Here is a 17,818-nt window from a genome sequence, read left to right on the forward strand (position 1 = left end):
CACCGTGCCTCGCCCAACCGGCGGCACAGCGCCCTGCTCGCCTGGCCCGCCCGGCGAGACCGAGCCCTGCTCAACCGGCGGCAGCATCGCGTCCCGCGTGGTCGTTGGCGCCGCGCCTCGTCTGCCCGGCGGCGGCTCGGACTGATCCGGTGTCGGGCTGCCCGAGGTTGTGTGGGCTGCCGGGGTCGCGGGGCCGCCGGTCGGGCCGCGGGGCGTGCCCACGGGGTGGTCCGGGGTGGCCGTCATGGGGACGGGCTTCCTTGGTGGCGGAGGGTGAACCAGACTCTCTTGCCGGGGCGGCCCGGTTCGGGTGGGGACATGCCCCAGTCGTCGGCCAGGGCGGCCACGATGGCGAGTCCGCGGCCCGACTCCGCGGTCGCGTCGGCCGGTCGTGGGCGGGGCAGCACCGGCGAGGAGTCCGCCACGGTCACGCGGAGGGCGTGGGCGCTGCCCTCGACGGTCACGGTGACCGTGTCGTCCGGGTCGGTGCCCGCGTGCTTGACCGCGTTGGCGAACAGCTCGTCCGTGGCGAGCACCGCCCCGTCACGCTGATCGGCCGACAGCGGCAGCCGGGCGAGCTGCCCGGCGACCAGGCGCCGTACGGCCGCCGCCCAGGAGGGGTCGGCGGGCACGGTGGAGCGGATGCGGAAGGGGTCGTCCGAGCCGGTTCCGGCGGGGGCCGCGGCGACGGGCGACCGGTGCCCGGCGTCCGCCGACGCGGGGACAGCAGGCCGGTGCCCGGCGTTCGCCGGGGCGGGCGGCGGTCCGGGACGCCGGGCACCAGAGCCCGTCATCGGTCCGAAGGCGGCACCCTGCGTCCGGACGGCCGCGCTCGTCCGCGCGCCCCGGGCGGGTCCGGGGTCGTCCGGGCTCCTCGACTGTCCGTCGGTCACGGTGGCCATCCAGGTCTCGCGTCGCGTCGCATGCCCGTGCGGGGCCGGGCATCCACATCTGGCGGTATGTCAACTCACCTTGCTGAGCAGGGCAGTTGGCCGCCCCGACGGCCCACTGCACGACAGCTCACCCTGTCACTATGGTGTCGGACACACACGGCCCGCAACCTGCGTTCTGATAATTTCAGAACGTTCGCCAACACCCTGTCTGCGTCGTCGACGACATGTCACACTGCACGCGACGGAGGCCCTTCGGGAGGTAGGACGTGAGGGAGAACCGCTCAGGCGGGAGCGCGCCCACCGTCCTGCGGATGGTCCTCGGCAAGCGACTGCGGCACCTGCGGGAGCGGGCAGGGGTCTCCTTCGAGGACGCGGCACGGGCCATCGAGGTCACACCCTTGACGGTCCGCCGGATAGAGAAGGCCGAGGTCGGCCTGCGCATCCCGTACGTCAGGGAGCTGTTGCGCACCTACGGCGTTCCCGTACCGGAGATCGACGACTTCGTCACCCTGGCCCGCGAGGCCAACCGGCCCGGCTGGTGGTACAAGTACCGCGACGTGCTGCCGGAGTGGTTCAAGGCGTACGTGAGCCTGGAGAGCGAGGCCAGCGTCATCCGCCTCTACGAACCCCATTACGTACCCGGCCTGTTGCAGACCCGGGAGTACGCCACCGCGCTCATGCGGGTCGGCTTCCCCAACGAGTCGGAGGAGGAGACCGCCCGTCGCGTCGACCTGCGCCTGAGACGTCAGGACCTGCTCGCCAAGCCGGACGGCCCGGCCGTGTGGGCCATCCTCGACGAGACGGTGCTGCGCCGGCCCGTCGGCGGTCCCGAGGTGATGCGGGCCCAGCTCGACCGCATGGTCGAGGTGCTCCGGATGCCGAAGGTCAGCGTGCAGATCATGCCCTACTCGGTGGGGGCCCACCCGGGCGCCTTCGGCCCCTTCCACCACTTCCGCTTCGGCTTCTCCGAACTGCCCGACGTCGTCTACACCGAGAACCTCGCGGGCTCGGTGTACTACGACCGGCCGGACGACGTCGTGACCTATCTCGAAGTCCTGGACCGGATGTCCGTGCAGGCGGAACCGGTCGCACGCACCAGGGACATCCTGGGCGAACTTCTCAAGGAGTTGTGATACATGGCATCCGACACCCCCCTCCACAGCGGCATGCCGGCCGCCGACCTGGGCGCCGCGGGCTGGCACAAGCCCTGGAGCGGCACCAACGGCGGCTCCTGCGTCGAGGCCAAGCGCCTGCCCGACGGGACGGTGGCCCTGCGCCAGTCCACCGACCCCGAGGGACCCGCGCTGCTCTACAGCCGGGACGAGATGATCGCGTTCCTCCGGGGCGTCAAGGCGGGCCAGGCTGACTTCCTGGTCGACTGAGCCGGGACCGCAACCGGACCCCGGAGCGAACCCGGACCGGGATCGGAAGGTCCCGGTCCGCGGCGGTGGCGGCCCTCGGACCCCGAGTCCCGGGGCACCTGGGCCCCCACCCGGCCCCGCACTTCCCCGTCAGCCTGCTGAACTCGGGCCGTGCGTAAGGACGTTGACGCTAAGTTGAAGTCGGACACCGACCGCGGCACCCACAGCAGGAGACCCCCCATGGCAGACGGCGAACTCACCCCGGACCAGGACGCGCTGTCCAAGATCGACACCACGGTGCCGCATTCGGCCCGCATCTGGAACTACTGGATGGGCGGCAAGGACAACTACGAGGTCGACCGGATCGCGGGCGACGCCTACCGCGAGCACGCGCCGACCATCGGGACGATGGCCCGCGCCTCCCGCCAGTACCTGATCCGCGCCGTGACCTACGTGGCCGGCGACCTCGGCATCCGCCAGTTCCTCGACATCGGCACCGGACTGCCGACCTACGACAACACCCACCAGGTCGCCCAGCGCATCGCCCCCGACTCGCGCATCGTCTACGTCGACAACGACCCGCTGGTACTGCGCCACGCCCAGGCCCTGCTGACCAGCACCCCCGAGGGTCTGACCGAGTACATCGACGCGGATCTGCACGACCCCGAGGCGATCATCGAGCGGGCGGGCAGGATCCTCGACTTCGGCCGGCCGGTCGCCCTCATGCTGATGGGCATCCTCGGCCACATCCAGGACTACGAGGAGGCCAAGTCGATCGTCCGCCGCCTCCAGGCCGCCCTGCCCTCCGGCAGTTGCTTCGTGCACTACGACAGCACCGACACCGACCAGGCGCTCAAGGAGGCCCAGCAGGGCTACGACGACACCGGCGCCGTCCCGTACGTGCTGCGCAGCCCGGACCAACTGGTCGCCTATTACGAGGGACTCGAGCTGTTCGAGCCCGGCATCGTCTCCTGCCCGCTGTGGCGTCCCGAGCCGGGCACCAGGCCCGAGCCCACGGACATCCACGGCGGCGTGGCCCGCAAGCCCTGACCCCCGGGGAGGCGGAGCTCGCGGGCCGCGCCCCGGCCTACGGCGCCGTGCGCAGGAAGTCCGCGAGCGCCTCCAGGAGCCGGTCCACGTCCTCCTCGTCGTTGTACGGGGCCAGTCCGATCCTGAGGCCGCCGCTGTCGCCCAGGCCGAGCCGGCGGGAGGCCTCCAGGGCGTAGAACGCGCCCGAGGGCGCCGCGACGGAGCGTGCGGCCAGGTGACGGTAGGCGTCGACGGTGCTGCGGCCCTCGACGGTCAGCAGCAGGGTCGGGGTGCGCTCGGCCGCGCGCGAGTGCACGGTGATCCCCGGGAGGCGGGCCAGCTCCTCCTCGATCCGGCTGCGCAGGACGTCCTCGTGCCGTTCGAGCGAGCCGAAGGAGGCGAGGAGCCGCTCCCGCCGGGTGCCGCGCGCCGACGCATCCATCCCGGCGAGGAAGTCCACGGCGGCCCGGGTGCCGGCCAGCAGTTCGTAGGGCAGGGTGCCGAGTTCGAAGCGCTCGGGGACCGCGTCGGACGAGGGCAGCAGCTTGTCCGGGCGCAGGGTCTCCAGCAGGTCGGGGCGGCTCGCCACCACGCCGAGGTGCGGGCCGAGGAACTTGTACGGGGAGCAGGCGAAGAAGTCCGCGCCCAGGGCCGCGAGGTCGACCGGGACATGGGCGGTGAAGTGCACGCCGTCGACGTAGAGCAGGGCGCCGCGCTCGTGGACCAGGGAGGCGATCGCGGGCAGGTCCGGGCGGGTGCCGATCAGGTTGGAGGCGGCGGTGACCGCGACCAGCCGGGTGCGGTCGGAGAGCTGGTCGGCGATGTGCCCGGCGGTCAGTTCGCCGGTCGCCGGGTCGAAGTCGGCCCAGCGCACGACGGCTCCCACCGCTTCGGCGGCCTGTACCCAGGGCCGGATGTTGGCGTCGTGGTCGAGCCGGGTGACGACGACCTCGTCGCCCGGCGCCCACGTCCTGGCGAGGGCGCGCGAGAAGTCGTACGCCAGCTGGGTGGCGCTGCGCCCGAAGACGACCCCGGACGGCTCGGCGCCCAGCAGGTCCGCCATGGCCTGTCGGGCGGCGACGACGCAGTCCTCGGCGTTGCGCTCGCCCAGCGTCGTCGACCCGCGGTTGGACAGCGGACCGGCCAGCGCCTCGGCTACGGCGTCGATGACCGGCTGCGGCGTCTGGCTGCCGCCCGGACCGTCGAAATGGGCCCACCCGGCCTTCAGGGCGGGAAACTGCGCGCGGACACCGGCGATGTCATACGTCACGGAACACTCCTTCGCACACTCCTGGTGAGGGATGCGTCCCCATGATCCATCGCCCCGCGCCCCGGCGACAGCCCCCTACGGCCTGCGTTCCTCCAGGGCCGTCTGCCAGGCGGGGACCGGCTCCTTGGGGGCCGGTTCGGCGCGGCGGCCACCGCGGGTGAAGAAGTCGGCGAGGGGCAGGATCGCGGCGCCGACGGTGACCGCGTCCGGGCCCAGTCTGCCCAGGTCGATGGTCACCCGCTCGGCGGGGTGCCGCAGGGCGTAGGCGGTCGCGTGGCGGCGTACGGCGGGCAGGAAGCGGGGGCCGAGCTGGAGGCCGGCCCAGCCGCCGATGAGGATGCGCTCGGGCTGGAACAGGTTGATCAGGTCGGACAGGCCGGCGCCCAGGTATTCGGCGGTCTCCTCCAGCACCGAGACCGCCACGGGGTCGGCGGCGGTGCCCTCGGGCGGATGGGCGGCGGCCAGCAGGGCGGTGAGCGCGGTCTCCTCGTCGGTGCCCCGCGGCGGCCGGCCGCCCTCCTCGCGCCAGCGGGCGAGCAGGGACTCCGCCCCGGCGTACGCCTCCAGGCAGCCCAGGGCGCCGCAGCGGCAGCGGCGTCCTCGTACCCGTACCGTCAGATGCCCCCACTCCACGGCCCGGCCGCGTTCCACCTCGGGGGTGACCAGGCTGGCGCCGACGCCGGAGCCGAAGAGCACCACGACCGCGTTGCGGGCGCCGCGTCCGGCGCCGAACCACATCTCCGCCTGGCCCAGCGTCTTGGCGCCGTTGTCGATGAAGTACGGCACGCCGTCCGGCAGCCGGGACCCGGCGCGCAGCAGGGACTCCAGGGGTACCGCGTCCCAGCCGATGGTCTGCCCGTGCACGACGGCACCGCGGTCGGGGGTGGGCTCGACGATGCCGGGGACGCCGATGCCGACCCCGAGGAGGCGCTCCGGGGGCAGGCCGGCCACGGCCAGGACCTCGGCGATCCCGTCCCGGATGTGACCGGTGATCACCTCGACGTCGTAGCCCTGGGACTCCAGGGGCCTTTCGGTGCGCGCCAGTTCGGTGAGGGTGAGGTCGAACAGCTCGACGCGGACCCGGGTCTCGCCGACGTCCACGCCGATCATGTGGCCGCTGCCCGGCGCGGCGCGCAGCAGGGTGCGCGGGCGGCCGCCGTCGGAGTCGACGCTGCCGGCCTCCTCGACGAGGCCGTCGGCGACCAGGTCGGCGACGACGTTGCTGACCGATCCGGAGCTGAGGCCGGTCGCGGGGCCGAGCTCGAAGCGGCTGAGCGGGCCGTCGAAGTAGAGCCGTTGCAGTACGGCCGAACGGTTGCCCCTTCTGAGATCGCGCACCGTGCGCCCGTTCCGCCCCGCCATGTGGCTCCCTCCCGAACCGTGCCCGAGCTGCAACATACCGCCGCGGGCCGTCCGGGCGCGACTTCTGGCGGTCCTTAGTCCACGCAATAAATTAAGAGGTGACGGTAAGTCGGCCGATCTCCTCGACGGCGGCGGACAGTTCGGGGGCGACATGGTCGCGCACCCAGTGTTCGTGATCCGGCCCCAGGGCGCGCGGAATCGTCTCGGTGAGCATGATCAGGTAGAGGTAGCTTCGGTACAGGGCGAGCCGCAGGCGGGCGGTCCGGTTGAACTCGGCCCGGCCGCCGGCCGCGCGGTAGCCGGCGAGGAACGCCTCGTCCTCCCGGATGTCCCCGAGCAGGGCGAGTGAGACGAAGTCGGCCGCCGGATCGCCCCAGAACATGCGCTCGCCGTCGATCAGGCCCCCGATGCGGACGCCTGCCTCCGAGCGGTCGAGCAGGATGTTGCCCGGCCACAGGTCGAAGTGGACCAGGCGCGGCACGGCGATCTCCTCCAGGGCGCCGTACGCGGCCTCGGCCGTGCGGGCGATCTCGTCGGCGGGCCGGGGCAGCGGGGCGCCGTGGCGGCGGGCGTCGTCGAGGACGGCGGCGTACATGGCGGTGAAGGCGGTGCGCCAGTCGGGGGCGAGCGGGCCGAGCGCGCCGGAGGGGTAGCCGAAGCCGGGGCCGGTCACCCGGTGCAGCCGCGCCACCTGGCCGCCGAGGCGGGCGCGCAGGCCGGCCGCTTCGGCGTCTGTCACCGAAGCGTCCCAGGGCTCGCCGGGGCAGGCGGTCATCAGCAGGTGGCGCCGGGCGGCGTCCTCGCCCTCCGCGACCACGCGCGGCGCGGGCACGCCGGCCCGCGCGGCCGCGCGGCAGAACTCGGCCTCGCCGACGAGGAGGTCCCGCTCGTAGCGCAGGCCGGGCGCGGTCGGGGCGGGCGGGATCTTCAGCACGTACCGGGTGCCGTCGGCCAGGCACAGCTCCTCCACGCTGTTGTACGTGCCGCCGCCCAGCGCGCGGAGCCGGGCGAGCCGGCCCGGCGGGACGCCCGCGGCCCGCAGCGCGCGCCGGGCCCGCTCCCACGACCGCGCCGGCCGCGCGTCCGGGTCACCGAAATCCATTGGACCCCCTTTCGGTTCCTGCTTACCCTAGCCGCAAAACTAATTCCCTTAGGCAACTTGTGCTGTCATTTCCGGAGGCCCCCATGAGATCACTGACCGAGCAGGACGTGCGCGACTCGTTCGTGAACTGCTCCAAGGGCGAGGCCAAGCGTCTGTCCGTCCCCAGGGACCTCGGTGACCGCCCCTGGGACGACCTGGACTTCCTGGGCTGGCGCGATCCGGGAGCGCCCGACCGCAGCTATCTGGTCACCGAGCGGGAGGGCCGGCTCATGGGCGTCGCCCTGCGCTTCCCCGCCTCGCAGCGCGGATTCCTGCACCGCAGCATGTGCTCGCTGTGCCTGACCACGCACCGCGGGGGCGGGGTCTCGCTGATGACCGCCCGCAAGGCCGGAGCGGCGGGCCGCGAGGGCAACTCGGTCGGCGTGTACATGTGCACCGACCTCGCCTGCTCGCTCTATGTGCGCGGGAAGAAGGTCCCGGACTCCGGCGCCCGCTTCGAGGAGAGCCTCACGCTGGAGCAGCAGATCGCCCGCACCACGGCCAACCTGGCGGCCTTCCTGGACAAGCTGTACGTCTGACCGCACCGCCCGGTCACGTTCGGCCCCCGTGCGATCGGGGAACTGCGCAAGGGATGCGCAAGGTACATGACTGGACCCCGTCCCTGGTTCGGGTGGTGAAGCGGCACCGGGACCCCGTGGTCGTACAGGCGCTGCGCTCCACGACCGCCGCGACGATCGCGTATGTGATCGCGTTGCGGCTGAGTCCGGAGCCCGCGCCGCTGACCGCGCCGCTCACGGCCCTGCTCGTCGTCCAGGTGACCCTCTACTCCACGCTGACCACCGGAATCCGCCGGGTGAACTCGGTGGTGGCCGGGGTCCTCGTGGCCATCGCCTTCTCCCTGCTGGTGGGGCTGACCTGGTGGAGTCTCGCCCTGGTGATCCTGGCGGCGCTGGCGGTCGGGCACCTGGTGCGGGTGGACGAGTTCGTACCCGAGGTGGCGATCAGCGCGATGCTGGTCCTCGGCGTCACCGCCGTGGGCAGTACCGCCTCGGCGCGGGTCGAGGAGACGCTGATCGGGGCGGTGGTCGGCCTCGGCTGCAATCTGCTGCTCGCTCCCCCGGTGTGGACCGAACAGGCCGGAGCGTCGATCGAGGGCCTGGCCCGCCGCGTGCGGCAGCTGATGCTGCGGATGGGCGAGGAGGCGGCCGGGCATCCGCCCGTGGAGCGCGCCGCGGAGCGGCTGCACGAGGCCCGCCGTCTGGACCACGACATCTCCGAGGTGGACGCCGCCCTCAGGCAGGCCGAGGACAGCCTGCGGCTCAATCCGCGGGTGCGCGAGGGCCTGCTGCACCGGGTGGTGCTGCGCACCGGTCTTGACACGCTGGAGATCTGCACGGTCGTGCTGCGCGTGCTGGCGCGCACCTTCACCGACCTGGCGAAGCAGCGGGTCCCCGAGCCGATGTTCTCGCCGCAGACCGGTGCCCTGGTGCAGGAGCTGCTGTGCGAGATCGCCGACGCGGTGGTCAGCTTCGCGGTGCTGGTCACCACGGACGTCAGCGTGAGCGCGGAGGAGGCCGAGTCCCGGCTGGCCGCGCAGCTTCGGCAGACCTCCGCCGCCCGCGACAAGGTGGCGCGGCTGCTGCTGGAGGAGGTGCAGCGGGACGCGAGCCAGTGGCAGCTGTACGGCGCGGTGATCACCGAGGTCGACCGGATCATCGACGAGATGGACACCGAGCACCGTTCGCGCCGGCTCCTGGAGGAGCTGGACCGTCACACCCGCGCCCAGCGCGAGCGCGCCCCGCGGCTGGCCCGGCTCGGGGACCGGCTGGGCGCGCCGGTCCGGCAGCGGCGGAACCGCGCGGGCGTCGCGGGGCGTTCTGTGCGTCAGGGGCGCGGTCGCAGGACGGCGCGGTCCTGTGAGGGAGGGGAGCAGGCATGACCGGATCGACGGTGCGGATCGACGGGAACACGCTGCGGTTGCCGGGCGGTGTGGCGGTGCGGTTCATCCGCACCCTGCGGCTGCCGGAGAAGGGTACGCATCCGCTGCCGCCGGGGCTGGGCGAGTTCCCGGTCCGGCGGGTGGCCGACTACGCGGACTCGGTGCCCGGGCAGTGGCGGGCGCGCGGCGGCGTGATGCTGCCGGTGTATCTGCGAGAGGCGATGTGGCTGAGCTTCGCGGGCACGACCGAGCCGGCCGCCCTTCAGGTCGGCGTGGGCAAGGTGTGCGCGGTGTCGGGCCGGCCGTGGAGCGACCGGCTGTCCCGCGACCCGCAGAACTACGTGGTGCTGCCCCGCCAGCCCTGGCTGGACGGCATCAACTCCGGCAAGGGCACCGTGCGCCAGTTCGTCGCCGTGCCGCTGGGCCTGGGGGCGAGCGTCGAGGGCCAGGTCACGGGCGAGGAGGTGTGGGGCGGCGTGCAGTTGCAGACGTTTTCGCTGAACGACGCCGAACTGGCCCGGTGGCGCGAGGAGGAGCGGCGGCGGGAGGCGGCCCGGTCGACCATGATCTGCGGTGGCGCCCCCATGGCGGCAGCGGCGGCGCCCGCGCCCGGCGCCGCGCCTGCCGCGCCGCGCCGGGCCGCGCCCGCCATGGGGCTCGGTGTCGGCGGCTCCATGCGCCAGGAGGTGTACCGGGACGACCGGCCGCCGGGCGCCTGGTCCGGGCGGCCCGGGGGGCGGGTGTTCGTGCACCTGGTGACGCCTCCCCAGTGGCGCCGTATCACCGGCGAGGCTCCCCCGCCGTCGCCCGTGGACCGCGCCGCGTACACGAGCGCCGGGCTGCCCTGGTTCGACTACTACGACCAGGACGCCGAGGACCTCTCCCCCACCGACGCGCTGTCGGCGGTGCGCCCGGCCGGCGACTGGCTCGGCGACGACCACGAGCCGTGGCAGGAGCCGTCACCGCACCAGGTGCGCCCCCTGAAGGACGCGCCGGGCAAGCCGGTGGAGGACGGGGACTGGTAGGCACACCGGGCCGCCACCGAACGGATCCGGACCGCACCGACGCGAGCGGTCCGCGAACCGCCGCGCCGGTGCGGCCGGGGCCGCGCGGCCGCCCGGGGCCGGCCGACCGTCGTGGCCCCTGCGCGGAGCACCGGAGTCCGGCCGCGGCACGTCGGGGGCGCCGCCCACGACCCGAGGGGCCGGTTCCGGGCCCGGTCGGGGACGGACTGGGCGCGGCGGCGGGCGCGAGAAGCCGCCGTTGCCCGGCCGCGAACGGGCCCAGGGGCCGGCGGACCGGCGCGTGCGCGGTCGGCTGGTCCCGTTCGCCGGCCCGACCGGGGCCGGAGCGGGGACGCCGCCCCGGTGGAGGCGGCGGCGTCGCCACCAGGCCTCGGGGGTTCGGTGGCCGGGCGCCGCGTTTGCGTGGGAGCGGTGGCGCGCGTCAAGGTGGCAGTTCACGACCGGACAGGCCGACGACCTTGAGGTGCGGGCATGGACAGTGGTGCGAGGGCGTCGCGACGGGGATCTTTCCCGCCCGGGCGGCGCCGGAAGACCGGGGAAGGCTGGAGCAGGCGGCAGTTCGTCGGAGCGCTGACGGGAGCCGCCGCCGTGCTGGCGGTCCCGGCGCCCGCGAAACCCCGGTCCGGGTCCACGCCCGTGAGCGCGCCGGAGGCCGCCGCGAGCGCTCGGCAGCCGGCGGCGAGGCCGCCCGGCCGCCGGCCGCTGTACCTGGGCACTTACACGTCCATGCCGGGCGGCGGCAAGGGCATAGGCCTGGCGGTGTACGACCCGGTGTCCGGCGCCGTCGGCGGCCGGGGCGCCATCACCGGGGTCGCCGACCCGTCGTACCTCGCCGTGCATCCCGACGGCCGCACGCTGTACGCGGTCGACGAGCGGCAGGACGGCGGCGTGACCGCGGTGCGGCTCGCCGACCGCAGGGTCCTCGGCACCCGGAGCACCGGCGGTTCGGGGCCCTGCCATCTGTCCGTGCACCCGAGCGGGCGCTGGCTGCTCAGCGCCAACTACGGCTCCGGCAGCGTGGCCGTGCACCCGATAGCCGCCTCGGGCGCGCTCGGCGAGCGCGCCGACCTGGTCACCCACACCAGCCCCAGGCCCGGCCCCGGACAGCAGGGACCGCACGCCCACCAGGTCATCACCAGTCCCGACGGCGGCCATGTCCTCGCCGTGGACCTCGGCACCGACACCGTCTACACGTACCGCCTGAACACCCGTACGGGCCGCCTCACCGAGGTCTCCCAGGCACACACCCGGCCGGGCGCCGGACCGCGTCAGCTGACCTTCCACCCGGGCGGCCGGTACGCCTACCTCGCCAACGAGGTCGACGACACCCTCGCGGTGTGCGCGTACGACCGGCCCACGGGCCGGCTGACCGTCGGCGCGACGCAGTCCACGGGCGGGGGCGCGGGCAGGAACTACCCGTCGCAGGTCCTGGTCACGGCCGACGGCCGTTTCGCCTACCTGGCCAACCGGGGCCACGACACCCTGGCGCGCTACGCCGTCGCCGCGGACGGGGCCCGGCTGAAGCTGCTGGGCACGACGCCGGTCGCGGGCGACTTCCCGCGTCAGATCGCGTTCTCTCCGAACGGCGCGCTGCTGTTCGCCGCGAACCAGAAGTCGAACACGGTCAGCGTCTTCCACGTCGACCGTGCGAACGGCGCGCTGCGCCTGGCTGGTACGCCGTTCCCCTCACCGGTCGCCGTCTGCGCGCTGCCACTGTAGGGCGCGCGGGCGGGAGGCGGCGCCCGCCTGGAGCAGCAGGACGTGCATGCGTTCGGTGAGCGCGGTGAGGTCGTCGGCCGGCGCGTGGAACGGCAGGCGTACGTCGCCGTGGGTGCGGGCGCGCTCGATGCGCAGGGTCAGTCCGTGCCGGTCGACGGCGAGCGGCTGGACGCGCACCGCGCCCTGCAGACTGTCGGGTCCGACCAGCCTGGTCAGCCGCTCCACCGCCTCGGGGTGGGCGTCGGCGAGGTGGGTGAGCAGGCCGGCCTCCGCCAGGGCGAGCGGGTCGGGCGCGGCGGCGGTGAACTCCTCGGCGCCGACGACGACCGCGCCGGGCGGCTGCCGCAGCACGACGCGCGTGGGGTGGAACACCAGGTGCTCCGTCTCGGGGACGAGCCGGCCGGTGAGCCGGAGACTGTGCCAACCAGGCAGGGCGTGTCGACCGGGCGGGCCGCGACCGGGAGGCGGCGTCGAGTCAGCGCTACGCCGTCCAGTGAGCGGGGCGGGAGAGCGATCCGGGCAGCCGGGTGGCTGCGCTGCCCCGGGCCGCTTCGAGCTGCGGCTGGGTGAGGAAGAACGCGCCGGTCAGATCGGCGCCCGTCAGATTCGTGTTCCGCAGGTCGGCGCCTATCAGGTCCGCGTCCCGCAGATCGGCCCCGGTGAGGTCGGCGGCTATCAGGCAGGCGCCGCGCAGACTGGCTCCGCGCAGGTCCGCGCCCCTCAGCCGGGCCCCGACCAGGTCGGCTCCCCGCCGGTCTTTCGGCTTTCCCTTGCCGCGCCGCGCCCCGGCGCGCACCAGCTCACTGGTGCGCAGCAGCAGGACGTTGATTTCCTGGCGGTGCGCGCCGACGTCCAGCGAGACGAGTTCGCCGGGCGGCAGCAGGGTGAGCTGTTCGATCCGCTCCAGCGCCCGGCGCAGCTCGCCGTGCACCGGGCGGGCGGCGCTCAGGTCGAGCGCCTCGGTCACGTACCACAGCAGCTCGTGGAGCTGCCGCACCACCGGGAAGACCTCGAACATCAGCCGGGCGTCCTCCCCGGAGCCCGTCCGCCAGTCCTGTCCGCCGAAGACGACCTGCGAGACCTTCTGTCCCGCGCCGAAGCAGTCGTAGACCGTGCACCCGGTGAAGCCCTGCTGCCGGAGCCGTGTGTGGATACCGCACCGGTGGTCGTCCCGCAGGTTCGGGCACGGCCTCCCCGCGGGCTTGTCCAGGGCGAAGTCCGCGGAGGCGGCGAAGGGCAGCGCGACACAGCAGAGCCCGAAGCACCGCGCGCAGTCGCCGCGCAGCCCGCTCCGGTCGTGCGGGGAGTCTTTCCGATCCTGCATGATGTTCAGCCTGTCGACCCGCGGTGCGGGCCCCTTTCAGCGCGTGAAGGCGGCGGTGACCGCCACGAAGCGGGCGGAGTCGTCGAGTTGGACGACCCTGTCAGGGCCGTCGCCCGCCGGGCAACCGGATTTCGGGCCGGGGCCGTTCAGCCCGCCCAGGCGGCGATCAGGTCCAGGTGCCCGAGCCGTTCGGGGTCGGCCAGGATGTAGAGGTGGGTGATCCGGCCGTCGGCGACGACGACGCCCATGACCGAACTCGGCCCGCCCTCGGGGACGTTGGCCACCCCGACCGTGCCGTTGACCAGCACCAAACGGGCTGTCCCCGCGTACTGCGAGAAGGTGAGGGCCTGCGCGGCCACCGTCGTCGCGCCGCGGACCACCTTCGAGGCGGCCGCGCCCCGGACGAGCGCGCCGGCGTCGACCCGCAGCACCACATCCGGGTGGAGTACGGCCACGAGCGCCTCGAAGTCGCCGCCGCGCGAGGCCGCGAGGAAGGCGTCGAGCACCTGCTTCTGCCGGGCCAGGTCGGCCTCGGCGGACGGGGTGGCGCCCCGCACCCGGCGGCGGGCGCGGCTGGCGAGCTGCCGGGTGGCGGCGGCGCTGCGCTCCACGACCGGCGCGATGTCGTCGAAGGGCACCGCGAACAGGTCGTGGAGCACGAACGCCAGCCGCTCGTCGGGCTGAAGCGTCTCCAGGACGACGAGCAGGGCGAGCCCCACCGAGTCGGCCCGGACCGCCTCCTGCTCCGGGTCGGCCGGGTCCAGGGGCCGGAGCACCGGGTCCGGGACGAAGGTGTCGTCGATCGGCTCCTCGCGGCGGGCCTTCCGCGAGCGCAGCAGGTCGAGGCAGACCCGGCCCGTCGCGGTGGTGAGCCAGGCGCCGAGGTTGCGGACGGCACCGGTGTCCGTGCGGGTGAGCCGCAGCCAGGCCTCCTGGACGGCGTCCTCGGCCTCGGGCACCGAGCCGAGCATGCGGTAGGCCACCGCCCGCAGTTGCGGCCGGTGCTTCTCGAAGCTCCTTGCCAGGACTTCCTCGTCACCCGTGCCGGACATCTCTTCCCCACCCCGTTCCCCCGCACCTTCCGGGCATCCTAGTGCCGCGGCAGGTGAGGGGCCCCGGACCGGCCGATGCCGCCGGCGTCAGAGGTCGCCGTGGACGAGCCCGAGCAGCCGGTCCAGGACGCGGGGACCGCCCGCCCGGACGCCGTCGTGCTCGAACTCGTCGGTGACCCAGGTGCGCAGGCCGCCGATCGCGCGGGCGGTGGCGAGGGCGTGGGCCGTGTCGACGTACATGTCGTCGTGGTAGACGGCCGCGGCGACCGGGACCTCGTTCGCGGCGAGGCGGGCGGGGTCGTACAGGGGCCGCCAGTCGGTGCGGGCGGCGAGCAGTTCGGCGGTCTCGCGCAGCGGGCGCAGCGCCGGGTCGCAGTCGAACATCCAGGGGTGCACGGTCTCGCCGGTGAACAGCACCGGCCCGTCGCCGACTAGGGCCTTGGCGGCGTCGAACTGCGGGAACTGCGCGCGGACCCGCTCGGCCGACCATGCGGTGGGGCGGGCGTCCTGGCCGTAGATGGCCTCGTGGACGAGAGCGTACAGCGGGTGGCCCGCGTACGACAGCAGGCCCTGGACCTCCTCCTGGAAGGCGTCGGACAGTTCCGGCCCGCCCGGGGTGCGGACGAAGGCGTGCTCGAGGAGGAAGTGGAGGCGGTGGCTGCCGTCGCCGCCGCCGAGCATGATGCCGAGCGACTGGAAGGCCTCGACGGTCAGCCGGTAGCCGTTCGGGAGCACCACGTCGTGGGTGAGCAGGTGGTCGGCGATGCGGCGGGCGCGGTCGACGTCCTGCGGGTAGCGGGCGTAGTGGGCGGCGACCTTGCGCTCGATGCGCGGGTAGGCGGCCCGGTAGACGTCGTCGGCGTGGGCGTCGAGCGAGGGCAGGCCGCCGGTGATCAGGGCGGCGGCCAGGCCCTCGGGGTGGGTGGACAGGTAGTTCACGGTGCAGAAGCCGCCGAAGCTCTGCCCGAGGACGGTCCAGGGCGCGCCGCCGGTCACCTCGGGGCGGATCGCCTCGCAGTCGCGGACGATCGAGTCGGCGCGGAAGTGCGTGAGGTAGTCGGCCTGTGCGGCGGCGTCGCCGCGCAGGGGCAGCGTCTGGCGGTTGGCGGGCGTGGAGTGGCCGGTGCCGCGCTGGTCGAGGAGCAGGACCCGGTAGTCCTCCAGGGCCCGGCCGAACCAGGCCTGCCGTCCGATGAAACGGTTCGCCCCGAAGCCGGGACCGCCCTGGAGGTAGATCAGCCACGGCAGGTCCTGGCCGGCCTTGTCCCGCGCGACGGCCTCACGTGCGTAGAGCTCGATCGTCTCCCCGGCGGGGTCGTCGTGGTCGAGCGGCACGGTGAAGGTGCGGTCGGTGAGGACGACGCCGGGGTGGCGGTAGCTGACGGTCAAGGGTTCTCCCGGGACGGAGGGTTTACGGCCGCGTCCCAGTTCAGCACATGTTCCTCCGTCGTCCGACCGCGGGGACCGGGAATTCGTGCGGAGCGCGCGGTGGACGCGTCACTGGGCGGCCGGTGGGCGCCCGGGCAGGCTGGAGCCGCGCACCACCAGTTCCGGCTGGAGCACCACCCGCCGGTGCTCGTGCGCCGCCGGCTGCCCGGTCTCCTCCAGCAGCAGCTCCGCCGCCAGGGCGCCCATGGTGACGGCGGGCTGGCGGACCGAGGTGAGCGGCACGGCCGCGGCGGCGGCGAACTCGATGTCGTCGTAGCCCACGATGGCGAGGTCCTCGGGGACCCGGACCCCGGCCGCGTACATGGACTGCAGCACGCCGAGGGCGAGCAGATCGTTGGCGCAGAAGACGGCCGTGGGCCGGCCGGCGAGGCCGAGGAGGCGGGCGCCCGCGTCCCGTCCGGCGGCCACGTCGAGGCGCTCGGTGGGCAGCTCGCGCAGCGCGTCGGGTCCGAGTCCCGCCTCGGCGAGCGCGTTCAGGGCGCCGGTACGGCGGTCGCGCACCTGGTTCAGGCCGGGCGGGCCGCTCACGTACGCGAGGGAGCGGTGCCCCGCGTCGACCAGGTGCCGTACCGCGAGCGCGCCGCCCGCCACGTCGTCCACGGAGACCGAGCACTCGGTGGCGCCCTCGGCGACCCGGTCGACGAGGACGAAGGGGATGCCGTGGCGGCGGAGGGCGGCGATGTTGCGGCCGGTGGTGTCGGCAGGGGTGAGCAGGACCCCGCGCACCCGTTGTTCGGCGAAGAGGGACAGGTACTCGGCCTCCTCGCCGGGGCTCTGCGCGCTGTTGCAGACCATCACGCCGAGCCCGGCCGCGCGGGCCGCCCGCTCGGCGCCCCGGGCGACGTCCACGAAGAAGGGGTTGCCCATGTCGAGGACGAGCAGCCCCATGATCCGGCTGCGGCCGGCCCGCAGCTGACGCGCGGACTCGCTGCGGACGTAGCCGAGCCGGTCGATCGCGGACTGCACGCGGGCCCGGGTCTCGGTGGCGACGGTCTCGGGACGGTTGATGACGTTCGAGACCGTGCCCACGGAGACACCGGCGGCGCGTGCGACGTCCTTGATACCCACCGATGGGGCCATCGAGCGGAAACCTCCAGGAATGCGAGGGGCGGCGGCGGGCCTTCACATTACCGTCACGGCACCGCACATCCGCGCGGGTCACGGACGGGGGGACGGGGCGCGCTCGGTGACTGGTGCCCGCGGCTCTAGAAGTGGAACTGGTCGATGTTCCTGCCGTCGAAGACGGTCGGCTTGCCGAGGTTGATCAGGCCGTCCTCGCCGATGGTGTACGAGCCCATGGCGCCGGCCTCGAAGGTCTCGCCCTCCTTGCCGGTGATCTGCCCGGAGGCGAGGGCGACCGCGGTGTAGGCGGCCAGCTCGCCGAGCTTGGCCGGGTCCCACAGCTCGAAGGCCTCGACGGTGCCGTTCTTGACGTACGTGCGCATGTCGTTGGGAGTGCCGAGGCCGGTCAGCTTGACCTTGCCCTTGTACTTGGAGCCGGACAGGTACTGGGCGGCGGCCTTGATGCCGACGGTGGTCGGGGAGATGATCCCCTTCAGGTTCGGGTACTGCTGGAGCAGGCCCTGGGTCTGCTGGAAGGACGCCTGTGCGTCGTCGTTGCCATAGGCGACCTTGACCAGCTCGACGTCCTTGTACTTGGGGTCCTTGAGCTCCTGCTTCATGTAGTCGATCCAGGTGTTCTGGTTCGTCGCGGTCTGCGCGGCGGACAGGATCGCGATCTCGCCCTTGAATCCGATCTGCCGCGCGAGCAGTTGCACCTCGGTGCGGCCGAGGTCCTCGGCGGACGCCTGGGAGACGAAGGCGTCGCGGCAGTCGGGCTTGGTGTCGGAGTCGTAGGTGACGACCTTGATGCCGTTCTTCATGGCCTGCTTCAGCGCGGTGCACAGGGCGCCCGGGTCCTGCGCGGACACGGCCATCGCGTCGACCTGCTGCTGGGTGAGGGTGTTGACGTAGGAGACCTGGCCGGAGGTGTCGGTGGCGCTGGACGGTCCGACCTCCTTGTACTTCTCGCCCAGTTCCTCCAGGGCCTTCTTGCCGCCGTTGTCGGCGGAGGTGAAGTAGGGGTTGTTGACCTGCTTGGGCAGGAAGCCGATGGTCAGGCCCTTCTTGGTCGGGGCGTCCGGGTCGGCATGGCCGGCCGAGGAGGCGGTGGCGCCGCTCTCCCTGCCGACGTCGTTCTTGGTGGTGCCGCCGCAGGCGGTGGCGGCCAGGGCGAGGGAGGTCGCGGCGGCGAGGGCCCCGCAGGCGCGGCGGATCGTCGACTTGCGCATGA

Annotated in this window: 16 protein-coding genes and 1 pseudogene; 7 read left to right on the forward strand and 10 right to left on the reverse strand. The window is 73.7% G+C overall.

Annotated elements, in window-relative coordinates:
- Positions 1–242: 242 nt before the first annotated feature.
- Entirely contained in the window at positions 243–794 is a 552-nt protein-coding gene (locus tag ACIOWN_RS04740; RefSeq protein WP_401980392.1) for an ATP-binding protein, read from the reverse strand.
- Positions 795–1,204: 410 nt separating this feature from the next.
- Between ACIOWN_RS04740 and ACIOWN_RS04745 the strand changes: the two genes are divergently transcribed.
- The 3 genes from ACIOWN_RS04745 (at position 1,205) to ACIOWN_RS04755 (ending at position 3,304) form a co-directional block, all read left to right on the forward strand.
- A complete protein-coding gene (locus tag ACIOWN_RS04745) occupies positions 1,205–2,026 on the forward strand; it encodes a helix-turn-helix transcriptional regulator (RefSeq protein WP_362348665.1) in 822 nt (273 codons plus the stop codon).
- 3 nt (positions 2,027–2,029) lie between these two features.
- Entirely contained in the window at positions 2,030–2,275 is a 246-nt protein-coding gene (locus ACIOWN_RS04750; RefSeq protein WP_100571356.1) for a DUF397 domain-containing protein, read from the forward strand.
- A 219-nt stretch (positions 2,276–2,494) separates the two neighbouring features.
- Positions 2,495–3,304 (forward strand): SAM-dependent methyltransferase, encoded by an 810-nt coding sequence (locus ACIOWN_RS04755; protein ID WP_362348439.1) that lies wholly within the window; start codon positions 2,495–2,497, stop codon positions 3,302–3,304.
- A gap of 37 nt (positions 3,305–3,341) precedes the next feature.
- On the opposite strand, the gene ACIOWN_RS04760 is transcribed toward ACIOWN_RS04755, so the two are convergent.
- The 3 genes from ACIOWN_RS04760 to ACIOWN_RS04770 all read right to left on the reverse strand — a co-directional run bounded on the left by ACIOWN_RS04760 (position 3,342) and on the right by ACIOWN_RS04770 (position 7,017).
- Positions 3,342–4,553, reverse strand: coding sequence for a cysteine desulfurase-like protein (locus ACIOWN_RS04760; protein ID WP_362348437.1), 1,212 nt, complete (start codon positions 4,551–4,553; stop codon positions 3,342–3,344).
- Between the two features lie 75 nt (positions 4,554–4,628).
- On the reverse strand, positions 4,629–5,915 hold the full coding sequence (locus tag ACIOWN_RS04765; RefSeq protein ID WP_362348435.1) for an ROK family transcriptional regulator: 1,287 nt from the start codon (positions 5,913–5,915) through the stop codon (positions 4,629–4,631).
- A gap of 91 nt (positions 5,916–6,006) precedes the next feature.
- A complete protein-coding gene (locus tag ACIOWN_RS04770; RefSeq protein ID WP_401980396.1) occupies positions 6,007–7,017 on the reverse strand; it encodes a phosphotransferase family protein in 1,011 nt (336 codons plus the stop codon).
- A gap of 83 nt (positions 7,018–7,100) precedes the next feature.
- Between ACIOWN_RS04770 and ACIOWN_RS04775 the strand changes: the two genes are divergently transcribed.
- From ACIOWN_RS04775 to ACIOWN_RS04790, 4 genes are all read left to right on the forward strand, one after another.
- Positions 7,101–7,595: an FBP domain-containing protein gene (locus ACIOWN_RS04775; protein WP_362348431.1), complete on the forward strand. Its 495-nt coding sequence runs from the start codon at positions 7,101–7,103 to the stop codon at positions 7,593–7,595.
- 53 nt (positions 7,596–7,648) lie between these two features.
- Positions 7,649–8,956, forward strand: coding sequence for an aromatic acid exporter family protein (locus tag ACIOWN_RS04780; RefSeq protein ID WP_401980399.1), 1,308 nt, complete (start codon positions 7,649–7,651; stop codon positions 8,954–8,956).
- The gene (locus ACIOWN_RS04785; RefSeq protein WP_401980402.1) at positions 8,953–9,981 is read left to right on the forward strand and encodes a hypothetical protein; all 1,029 of its coding nucleotides are present in this window, start codon (positions 8,953–8,955) and stop codon (positions 9,979–9,981) included. Before ACIOWN_RS04780 ends, ACIOWN_RS04785 begins: the two co-directional genes overlap by 4 nt.
- Before the next feature lie 570 nt (positions 9,982–10,551).
- Positions 10,552–11,700, forward strand: a complete 1,149-nt coding sequence (locus tag ACIOWN_RS04790; RefSeq protein ID WP_362348663.1) for a lactonase family protein — start codon at positions 10,552–10,554, stop codon at positions 11,698–11,700.
- On the opposite strand, the pseudogene ACIOWN_RS04795 reads toward ACIOWN_RS04790, so the two are convergent.
- The 6 genes and pseudogenes from ACIOWN_RS04795 to rhaS form a co-directional block, all read right to left on the reverse strand.
- Positions 11,668–12,180 (reverse strand): annotated as a pseudogene (locus ACIOWN_RS04795) (DUF2470 domain-containing protein); the annotation flags it as partial. The gene ACIOWN_RS04790 and the pseudogene ACIOWN_RS04795 overlap by 33 nt on opposite strands.
- Before the next feature lies 1 nt (position 12,181).
- Positions 12,182–13,024 carry a pentapeptide repeat-containing protein gene (locus ACIOWN_RS04800; protein WP_401980404.1) on the reverse strand — a complete coding sequence of 281 codons (843 nt, stop codon included), beginning with the start codon at positions 13,022–13,024 and terminating at the stop codon, positions 12,182–12,184.
- Between the two features lie 146 nt (positions 13,025–13,170).
- Positions 13,171–14,076, reverse strand: coding sequence for an RNA polymerase sigma factor SigJ (sigJ, locus tag ACIOWN_RS04805; RefSeq protein ID WP_362348423.1), 906 nt, complete (start codon positions 14,074–14,076; stop codon positions 13,171–13,173).
- 87 nt (positions 14,077–14,163) lie between these two features.
- Complete coding sequence (locus tag ACIOWN_RS04810) at positions 14,164–15,465, reverse strand: alpha/beta fold hydrolase (RefSeq protein ID WP_362348421.1); 1,302 nt, start codon at positions 15,463–15,465, stop codon at positions 14,164–14,166.
- A 108-nt stretch (positions 15,466–15,573) separates the two neighbouring features.
- Positions 15,574–16,605 (reverse strand): LacI family DNA-binding transcriptional regulator, encoded by a 1,032-nt coding sequence (locus ACIOWN_RS04815; protein WP_362348419.1) that lies wholly within the window; start codon positions 16,603–16,605, stop codon positions 15,574–15,576.
- 125 nt (positions 16,606–16,730) lie between these two features.
- Positions 16,731–17,816 (reverse strand): rhamnose ABC transporter substrate-binding protein, encoded by a 1,086-nt coding sequence (rhaS, locus tag ACIOWN_RS04820; RefSeq protein ID WP_362348417.1) that lies wholly within the window; start codon positions 17,814–17,816, stop codon positions 16,731–16,733.
- Positions 17,817–17,818: the final 2 nt, after the last annotated feature.

This window comes from Streptomyces sp. NPDC087787, from assembly GCF_044743035.1.
In the GTDB taxonomy this organism is placed as follows: Bacteria; Actinomycetota; Actinomycetes; order Streptomycetales; family Streptomycetaceae; genus Streptomyces.

Excerpts from the sequence above, each read along its gene's own strand:
- ACIOWN_RS04740 (WP_401980392.1), bottom strand. The coding sequence starts at position 794 with ATGACGGGCTCTGGTGCCCGGCGTCCCGGACCGCCGCCCGCCCCGGCG.
- ACIOWN_RS04745 (WP_362348665.1), top strand. The coding sequence starts at position 1,205 with ATGGTCCTCGGCAAGCGACTGCGGCACCTGCGGGAGCGGGCAGGGGTC.
- ACIOWN_RS04750 (WP_100571356.1), top strand. The coding sequence starts at position 2,030 with ATGGCATCCGACACCCCCCTCCACAGCGGCATGCCGGCCGCCGACCTG.
- ACIOWN_RS04755 (WP_362348439.1), top strand. The coding sequence starts at position 2,495 with ATGGCAGACGGCGAACTCACCCCGGACCAGGACGCGCTGTCCAAGATC.
- ACIOWN_RS04765 (WP_362348435.1), bottom strand. The coding sequence starts at position 5,915 with ATGGCGGGGCGGAACGGGCGCACGGTGCGCGATCTCAGAAGGGGCAAC.
- ACIOWN_RS04770 (WP_401980396.1), bottom strand. The coding sequence starts at position 7,017 with ATGGATTTCGGTGACCCGGACGCGCGGCCGGCGCGGTCGTGGGAGCGG.
- ACIOWN_RS04775 (WP_362348431.1), top strand. The coding sequence starts at position 7,101 with ATGAGATCACTGACCGAGCAGGACGTGCGCGACTCGTTCGTGAACTGC.
- ACIOWN_RS04780 (WP_401980399.1), top strand. The coding sequence starts at position 7,649 with ATGCGCAAGGTACATGACTGGACCCCGTCCCTGGTTCGGGTGGTGAAG.
- ACIOWN_RS04785 (WP_401980402.1), top strand. The coding sequence starts at position 8,953 with ATGACCGGATCGACGGTGCGGATCGACGGGAACACGCTGCGGTTGCCG.
- ACIOWN_RS04800 (WP_401980404.1), bottom strand. The coding sequence starts at position 13,024 with ATGCAGGATCGGAAAGACTCCCCGCACGACCGGAGCGGGCTGCGCGGC.
- sigJ (WP_362348423.1), bottom strand. The coding sequence starts at position 14,076 with ATGTCCGGCACGGGTGACGAGGAAGTCCTGGCAAGGAGCTTCGAGAAG.
- ACIOWN_RS04815 (WP_362348419.1), bottom strand. The coding sequence starts at position 16,605 with ATGGCCCCATCGGTGGGTATCAAGGACGTCGCACGCGCCGCCGGTGTC.
- rhaS (WP_362348417.1), bottom strand. The coding sequence starts at position 17,816 with ATGCGCAAGTCGACGATCCGCCGCGCCTGCGGGGCCCTCGCCGCCGCG.